Source organism: Acidovorax cavernicola (assembly GCF_003581445.1).
In genome coordinates, this window is sequence record NZ_QXMN01000009.1 from 143,819 (window position 1) to 151,354 (window position 7,536).

7 protein-coding genes are annotated in these 7,536 nt (G+C 68.3%); 6 read left to right on the forward strand and 1 reads right to left on the reverse strand.

Translation table 11 applies throughout. From position 1 onward, the window contains the following. The first annotated feature begins 137 nt into the window (after nucleotides 1-137). The 5 genes from cydD (at nucleotide 138) to cydX (ending at nucleotide 6,554) form a co-directional block, all read left to right on the forward strand. On the forward strand, nucleotides 138-1,835 hold the full coding sequence (gene cydD, locus D3H34_RS10610) for a thiol reductant ABC exporter subunit CydD (protein ID WP_119553410.1): 1,698 nt from the start codon (nucleotides 138-140) through the stop codon (nucleotides 1,833-1,835). Further along, complete coding sequence (gene cydC / locus D3H34_RS10615; protein WP_119553411.1) at nucleotides 1,832-3,553, forward strand: thiol reductant ABC exporter subunit CydC; 1,722 nt, start codon at nucleotides 1,832-1,834, stop codon at nucleotides 3,551-3,553. The genes cydD and cydC overlap by 4 nt, the downstream gene beginning before the upstream one ends. A 65-nt stretch (nucleotides 3,554-3,618) precedes the next feature. Continuing rightward, complete coding sequence (locus tag D3H34_RS10620) at nucleotides 3,619-5,235, forward strand: cytochrome ubiquinol oxidase subunit I (protein ID WP_119553412.1); 1,617 nt, start codon at nucleotides 3,619-3,621, stop codon at nucleotides 5,233-5,235. Then, nucleotides 5,232-6,386: a cytochrome d ubiquinol oxidase subunit II gene (gene cydB / locus D3H34_RS10625; protein WP_119553413.1), complete on the forward strand. Its 1,155-nt coding sequence runs from the start codon at nucleotides 5,232-5,234 to the stop codon at nucleotides 6,384-6,386. The genes D3H34_RS10620 and cydB overlap by 4 nt, the downstream gene beginning before the upstream one ends. A gap of 18 nt (nucleotides 6,387-6,404) precedes the next feature. Then, entirely contained in the window at nucleotides 6,405-6,554 is a 150-nt protein-coding gene (cydX, locus tag D3H34_RS10630) for a cytochrome bd-I oxidase subunit CydX (protein WP_095744810.1), read from the forward strand. Nucleotides 6,555-6,600: 46 nt separating this feature from the next. Here cydX and D3H34_RS10635 read toward each other — a convergent pair whose 3' ends face one another. Next, nucleotides 6,601-7,191, reverse strand: a complete 591-nt coding sequence (locus tag D3H34_RS10635; RefSeq protein WP_119553414.1) for a GbsR/MarR family transcriptional regulator — start codon at nucleotides 7,189-7,191, stop codon at nucleotides 6,601-6,603. Nucleotides 7,192-7,377: 186 nt separating this feature from the next. Here D3H34_RS10635 and D3H34_RS34910 point away from each other — a divergent pair. After that, nucleotides 7,378-7,536 (forward strand): ESPR domain-containing protein (locus D3H34_RS34910; RefSeq protein WP_205736709.1); only part of this gene is annotated, 159 nt, incomplete at its 3' end.

Sequence of the window (7,536 nt, forward strand, 5' to 3'; positions counted from 1 at the left end):
GGTGCGGACCTTTTCATCCCCATTCCTTTGCAAACCTGTTGCCTTCGGGCTTCAGAGCGGGCAGTCTGCGCGAACTGCCCATGATGTGTATGATTGTGAATCTTTCAGTAAATACTGAAAATACACAAAATCAAGGAATGACAGAACCATCGCCGCCACGATCACCGTTGAAGGCTTTCACGTCGCCCGATATCGGCGGCGTGGTGCAAGGTGTCGCGGCGCTCGTGTGGTTGCCGCAGGCCGCCTTGCTGGCGATGGCGGTCCAGGGGCTGGCAGGCGGCGGAGGCATGGCGGCCGTGCTGTGGCCGGCTGTGGGCATCCTGTTGCTTGGCCTGCTGCGTGCAGGCTGCGAGGCCTGGGGCGTGCGCCGCACCTTCGGCCGTGCACGGGCTCAGCTGACGGCGTTGCGCGCGCAGACCGCGATGGCACTGGCGGGTGGTTCGCCGCTGGACCGCGAACGTGCGCCTTCCGGCCTCGCGGCCAGCGTGCTCGCCGAGCAGGCCGAGGCGCTGGTGCCATACCTCGTGCGTTACCAGCCTGCACGCTGGCGCGCGACGGTGGTGCCGCTGTTTCTTCTCGCGGCGGTGGCCTGGTTCTCGTGGGCCGCGGCGCTCGTGCTGCTGGTGGCGGCGCCGCTGATCCCGATCTTCATGGCCATCGTCGGTTGGCGCGCCAAGGCGGCCAGCGAGGCGCAGATGGTCGAGATGGGCGGCATGAACGCCTTCCTGCTCGATCGCCTGCGCGGCCTTGCTACCCTCCGCGCGCTCGACGCGATCGACGCCACGGCCGGCCGGCTCGGCGCCTCCGCGCAGTCGCTGCGCCAGCGCACGATGGCGGTGTTGCGCATTGCGTTCCTGTCGTCTGCGGTGCTGGAGCTGTTCTCCGCGCTGGGCGTGGCGCTGGTGGCGGTCTACGTCGGCTTCCATCTGCTGGGCTCGCTCGGGTTCGGCGCGTGGGGCCAGCAACTGAGCCTGGGCGAGGGCCTGTTCGTGTTGTTGTTGGCGCCGGCGTTCTTCGAGCCGCTGCGCGAACTGTCGGCGGTCTGGCATGACCGCGCGGCGGGTGAGGCGGCGCTGCAGGCGCTCGACGATCTGCAACGCGGCGCGCTGCCGTTGCCCGGTGCGGGTGCCGCCGTCACGCGCGCGGCCACGGGTGCCGCCGGCGCGGGCGCCGCGCCTGCCGTAACGGTTCACGGGCTGCATTTCTCCTGGCCGGGCGAGTCGACGGCGCTCTTCGACGGGTACGAGCTGCGCATCGGCGCCGGCGAGCATGTCGCGCTGACAGGCCCCAGCGGTGCGGGCAAGACCGCGCTGCTCTCGCTGCTCGCAGGGCTGATGCCGGCCACGCGCGGCGAGATCGCCATCGGCGGCGTGCCGCTCACCGAGCACACGGCCACCGCGCTGCGCCAGCGCATGGCATGGATGGGGCAGAAGCCCCACGTCTTCGCCGGTTCGGTCGAAGCCAACGTGGCGCTGGGCCGCACCGACATCGGCGCCCCCGAGGTCGCCGAGGCGATGCGTTTCGCGGCGCTCGACGATGTGGCGCAGGCCCATCCCGGCACCGCGCTGGGCGAGGGCGGCAGCGGCCTTTCGGGCGGCGAGGCAGTGCGGCTGGCGCTGGCGCGCGTCGCGGTGCATCCGCATGCCGACCTGATCCTGGCCGACGAACCCACGGCGCACCTGGACACCGTCACCGCTGCGCGCGTGGCCGACGCGCTGATGGGGCTCGCGCGCGGCCGGACCTTGATCGTCTCGACCCACGATCCGGTGCTGGCCGCCCGCATGGACCGCTCCGTGAGCCTCGGCACCGAGGCGCCGGTGGAGAAGGCCGCATGAGCCGCAACGCACACCGCTCGCCTCGCTGGCGCGACCTTCGCCTCGTGCTGCGGCCTTTCCTCGCGACCCAGCCGCGCGCGCTGCTGCTGGGCTGCCTGCTGGCCGCCGTGACGGTGCTCGCGGGCATGGCGTTGCTGGGCCTGTCGGGCTGGTTCATCACCGCGACGGCGCTGGCCGGCCAGCATGCGGCCACGGCTTTCACCTTCGATGTCTTCATGCCGTCGGCCGGCATCCGCCTGCTGGCGCTCGGACGCACGGCTTCGCGCTACGGCGAACGGCTCGTCACGCACGACGCCACCTTCGCCGTGCTGGCCGAGTTGCGCGTGCGGTTGTTCCGCGGCTGGGCGCGACCCGAGGCCGCGCGCGATTTGCTGATGCGGCCGGCGCGGCTGCTGTTCCGTCTCACGGCCGACATCGATGCGCTCGAGTCGCTCTACCTGCGCCTTTTCGTGCCTGCTGCCGCGGCGTTGGGCGCTGCGCTGCTGGCCGGCGTGGTGCTTGGGTTCATGCACGTGGGGATGGGCGTGGCGATCGCGCTCTGGCTCTGCGCCATTGGCTGGGGGCTGGCGTTTGTCATCGCGCGGCGTGCGCGGCAGCCGGCGCGGCAACGCGCCCATGCCGTCGAGGCGCTGCGCGCGCGGGCCGTCGATCTGGTCGCAGGCCAGGCTGACCTTGCCATGGCTGGCCGCCTCGATGCCCAGCGTGCGGCACTGATGAATGCCGACGCGCACCTTGCGCAAGCCGACCTCGCGCTGAACAAGCTCGAAGCCGCTGCCGGTTTCGCGTACGGCAGCGCTGGGACCCTGACGCTAGTTGGCGTGTTGCTGGCTGTCGGCGCGCTCGTAGCCGAGGGCGTCATCGGCGCGCCCGGGGCTGCGCTCGCCTTGCTGATTGCGCTGACTGCCACCGAGCCGTTCGCAGCACTGCGGCGCGGCGCACTCGATGCGGGACGCACCTGGCTGGCGGTGCGCCGGCTGGCGCCGCGCCTGGATCCGGCGGTGGAAGAAGAGGGCACGCGGCCGTCCCGAGCAGCCCATACGTCGGCGGTGCAGGTCGACCAGCTCACCGTCATGCACCCGGGCAGCCCCGTCGAAGTGCTCAGCGGGGTATCGCTGCATCTGAAGGCCGGTGAGCGCGTCGCCTTGGTCGGCGCCAGCGGCGCGGGCAAGTCCACGCTGCTCTCCGTGATCGCCGGCGACCTCACGCCGCGCGCCGGTCAGGCGCAGGCACAAGCCGCCTGCCTGCTGACCCAGCGCACCGAACTTTTCCAGGACAGCCTGCGGGACAACCTGCGCCTGGCTGATCCGCAGGCGAGCGACGAGCGCCTGTGGGCTGTGCTGCACGCCGCCGGCCTCGACGCCGACGTGCGCGCGCTGGCCACCGGTCTCGACACGCAACTTGGCGAAGGCGGCCTCGGCCTCTCGGGCGGACAGTCGCGCCGGCTCGCGCTCGCGCGGTTGCTGCTGCGTCCGGTGCCGCTGTGGCTGCTCGACGAACCGACCGAAGCGCTCGACGCTGCCACCGCGCACGACGTGCTGCAGCGCCTCGCGCAACAAGCCGGCTCGCGCACGCTGCTGATTGCCACGCACCTGCGCCGCGAAGCCGCGCTGGCCGATCGTCTCGTGTGCATGGCGCAGGGCCGCATCGTCGCCGACCTGCGTCGCAGTACCGACGCTGGCGCGTTCGAGGCAGCGCTGCGCGGCCTGCGCCCCGATTGACAGATGAATTGATCGATTGACCGACCGAGCAACGACCGAACAGAGAACACACAAAGGAAGCCCCTATGGACCTTGACATCGTCGCGCTCTCGCGCCTGCAGTTTGCCGTCACGGCGCTGTATCACTTCCTGTTCGTGCCGTTGACGCTCGGACTGTCGATCATCCTTGCCATCATGGAGACGGTCTACGTGATGACCGGGCGCGTCATCTGGCGCGACATGACCAAGTTCTGGGGTGTGCTGTTCGGTATCAACTTCGCGATGGGCGTGGCCACCGGCATCGTGATGGAGTTCCAGTTCGGCATGAACTGGAGCTACTACAGCCACTACGTCGGCGACATCTTCGGCGCGCCGCTGGCCATCGAAGGGCTCATGGCCTTCTTCATGGAAGCGACCTTCGTCGGCCTGTTCTTCTTCGGCTGGGACAAGCTCTCGAAGGTGGGCCACCTGATCGCCACCTGGGCCGTGGCCATCGGCTCCAACTTCTCGGCGCTGTGGATTCTCATTGCCAACGGCTGGATGCAGAACCCCGTGGGCGCCGCATTCAACCCGGCGACCATGCGCATGGAGGTGACCGACTTCGCAGCCGTGCTGACCAATCCGGTGGCACAGGCCAAGTTCGTGCACACCGTGTCGGCCGGCTATGTGTGCGCGGCGGTGTTCGTGCTCGGTGTGTCGGCCTGGTACCTGCTCAAGGGCCGTCACATCGAGCTGGCCAAGCGCTCGATGACCGTGGCGGCGTCGTTCGGCCTGGCCGCTGCGCTGTCGGTGGCGGTGCTCGGCGACGAGAGCGGTTATCTCTCGGGCGAACACCAGAAGATGAAGCTGGCCGCCATCGAAGGCATGTGGGAGACGCAGCCCGCGCCCGCCGCCTTCACCGTGATCGGCTTCCCCGACCAGCAGGCGCGCGAAACACACTACGCGATCCACATCCCGGCGGTGATGGGCCTCATCGGCACGCGCTCGCTCAACACCGTGATGCCCGGCATCGACGAACTCGTGAAGCGCGCCGAGGCCCGCATCCGCGAAGGCATCAAGGCCTACGACGCGCTGCAGAAGATCCGCGAGGCCGGCGGCACCGACAAGGTCACGCAGGGCGTGCGCGGCGACTTCGAAGAGAACGGCATCAACATGGGCTATGCGCTGCTGCTCAAGCGCTACGTGGACGATCCGCGCCAGGCCACCGACGAGCAGATCGCCAAGGCCGCATGGGACACCGTGCCGCAGGTGGCGCCGCTGTTCTGGCTGTTCCGCGTGATGGTGGGCATCGGCATGCTGCTGATCCTGCTGACCGGCACCTTCTTCGTGCTGTCGGCGCGCCGCGCGCTCGACCGCCACCGCTGGTTGCTCAAGGTCGCGGTGTGGGCGATTCCGTTGCCGTGGATCGCCATCGAGTCCGGCTGGATGGTGGCGGAGTTCGGCCGCCAGCCCTGGGTGATCGAAGGCGTGCTGCCGACGGCGGTGGCCGTGTCGAACCTCGGGGTGAAGACGCTGCTGATCACGCTCGCGGGCTTCATCGCCATCTACACCACGCTGCTCATCATCGAGGTGAAGCTGATGCTCAAGACCATCCGCAAGGGGCCCGAGGCGGAGCACGCGCCCTCCGAAGGCGACAGCCGCTCGCACATCCCGCCGGCGCGCGCCGCCGTGCCTTCCTCTTCCTCGACCGGGAGCGCCGCATGATCCTCCACACACTCCTCGACTACGACACCCTGCGCTTCATCTGGTGGCTGCTGATCGGCGTGCTGCTGGTCGGCTTCGCGGTGACCGACGGCTTCGACCTCGGCGCCGGCATGCTGCTGCCGTTCGCGGCGCGCACCGACATCGAGCGGCGCGTGGTCATCAACAGCGTGGGCCCGGTGTGGGAAGGCAACCAGGTCTGGCTGATCCTGGGCGGCGGCGCCGTGTTCGCGGCATGGCCGCAGCTGTACGCCGTGTCGTTCTCGGGCTTTTACCTGGCGATGTTCGTGATCCTGTCGGCGCTGATCCTGCGGCCGGTGGCCTTCAAGTTCCGCAGCAAGCGCGAAGACCCGCGGTGGCGTGCGCGCTGGGACGGCGTGCTGTTCTTCAGCGGCTTCGTGCCCGCGCTGATCAGCGGCGTGGCCGTGGGCAACGTGCTGCAGGGCGTGCCGTTCCGCTTCAACGCCGACATGCACATCTTCTACGACGGCAGCTTCTTCGGCCTGCTGAACCCCTTCGCCATCCTGTGCGGGCTGGTGTCGGTGGCGATGCTGGTGATGCACGGCGCAGCGTGGCTGCTGCTCAAGACAGAAGGCCCGGTGGCCGAGCGCGCGCGCAGCTACGGCATGGTCGCGGCGGTGCTCACGCTCGTGTTCTATGCACTGGCCGGCGTGTGGCTGGCGATGGGCATCGGGGGCTTCCGCATCAGCAGCGTGGTCGACACGGTGGGCCCGTCGAACCCGATGCTGAAGACCGTCGAACTGCACGCTGGTGCCTGGATGGGCAACTACACGGCGCACCCCTGGACCATGGCCGCGCCGGCGGCAGGCTTCGTCGGCACGCTGGGCGCGCTGCTCGGGCTGGTGCTGCGTCGGCCGGTGCTCGCGCTGCTCACGGCGGCGCTGGGCATCGCCGGCGTCATCCTGAGCGTGGGAGCCTCGATGTTCCCGTTCATCCTGCCTTCGTCGATCGATCCGCGCGCCAGTCTCACGGTGTGGGATTCGTCGTCGAGCCACCTGACGCTGTTCATCATGCTGGTGGTCACGGCCTTCTTCATTCCGATCATCGTGGCCTACACCACCTGGGTCTACCACGTGCTGTGGGGCAAGGTCGACGAACAAGCCATCCGCGACGAGAGCGGACACGCCTACTGAACCGGGAAGGAAAAAGATATGTGGTACTTCGCCTGGATCCTCGGCCTGCCGCTGGCAGCCGCCTTCGCCGTGCTCAACGCCATGTGGTACGAGCTGATGGACGACGAGGCCATCCGCAAGGAAAAGCTCGGAACACCGGAGGCCCCGCAAGGGCAGGAGCGGCTTTAAGGGTGTAGCCCCTTAAACCGATGCCCCCTCGGCCTCGCGGCGCGGATCAGTCTTCGCCCGCGGGGCTTTTGCTTTTCTTGGACGCACCGCCCGTGAGGCGGTCTTTCAGCGTCAGCACCTTCGTCACCGTCGCGCCCATGCCCATGAGCTGCATCGCAGTCTCGGGCGCCAGGCGCTGCACGTCGTCGAACCACTTCATCAGCCGGTCGATCAGGTCGTGCATCTCGCGCATGCGGGCCTGCGCGTGGCGCTCGGCATCGCTGGTGGGTGACTCGAGCAGCGCGTTGCGCAGCATCGAGAGCGTGGGCTCGATCTCGCGGCGGCGGCGCTCCTCGGCCAGCACGCGGAAGATTTCCCACACATCCTTCGGCGCCTCGAAGTACTCGCGCCGGTCGCCCGCGTGGTGGCGCAGGTGCACAAGGCGCCAAGCCTGCAATTCCTTCAGGCCCATGCTCACGTTGGAGCGCGAGAACTCCAGCATCTCGGCGATCTCGTCGGCATTGAGCGCGCGCTCGGACAAAAAGATCAGCGCGTAGATCTGCCCGACGGTGCGGTTGATGCCCCATTTGCTGCCCATTTCACCGAAGTGGGCGACGAACTGGCGGTTGAGGGGAGGGAGGTCGGAGGAGGTGGCCATGCGGCGGATTGTCGCGCCGGATTGCTGGACGTACGGAAGTTTCCGAAAAGCCAGCAAGGCGGAGATCCCCGCACGAATAACCAGTTCTGGTGATGAGATTGAAACAATTTATTTACAAAATAAACGTTTCCTGACTATTTGCCCATTTCTGGTGCATCCGGCCTCTCTTTTCAAGGTTTTCTCCCCATGAACAAAGCACATCGCAGCCTCTGGAACTCGTCGTTGGGGGCCTGGGTGGCCGCACCTGAAACCGCGCGGGCTTCGGGCAAGTCGGGTGCGGGCTCGACGGTGCGTACGGTCCTCCTGGCAGCGGGTTTGACTGTGAGCGGCGCTGCCGTGCTGGCT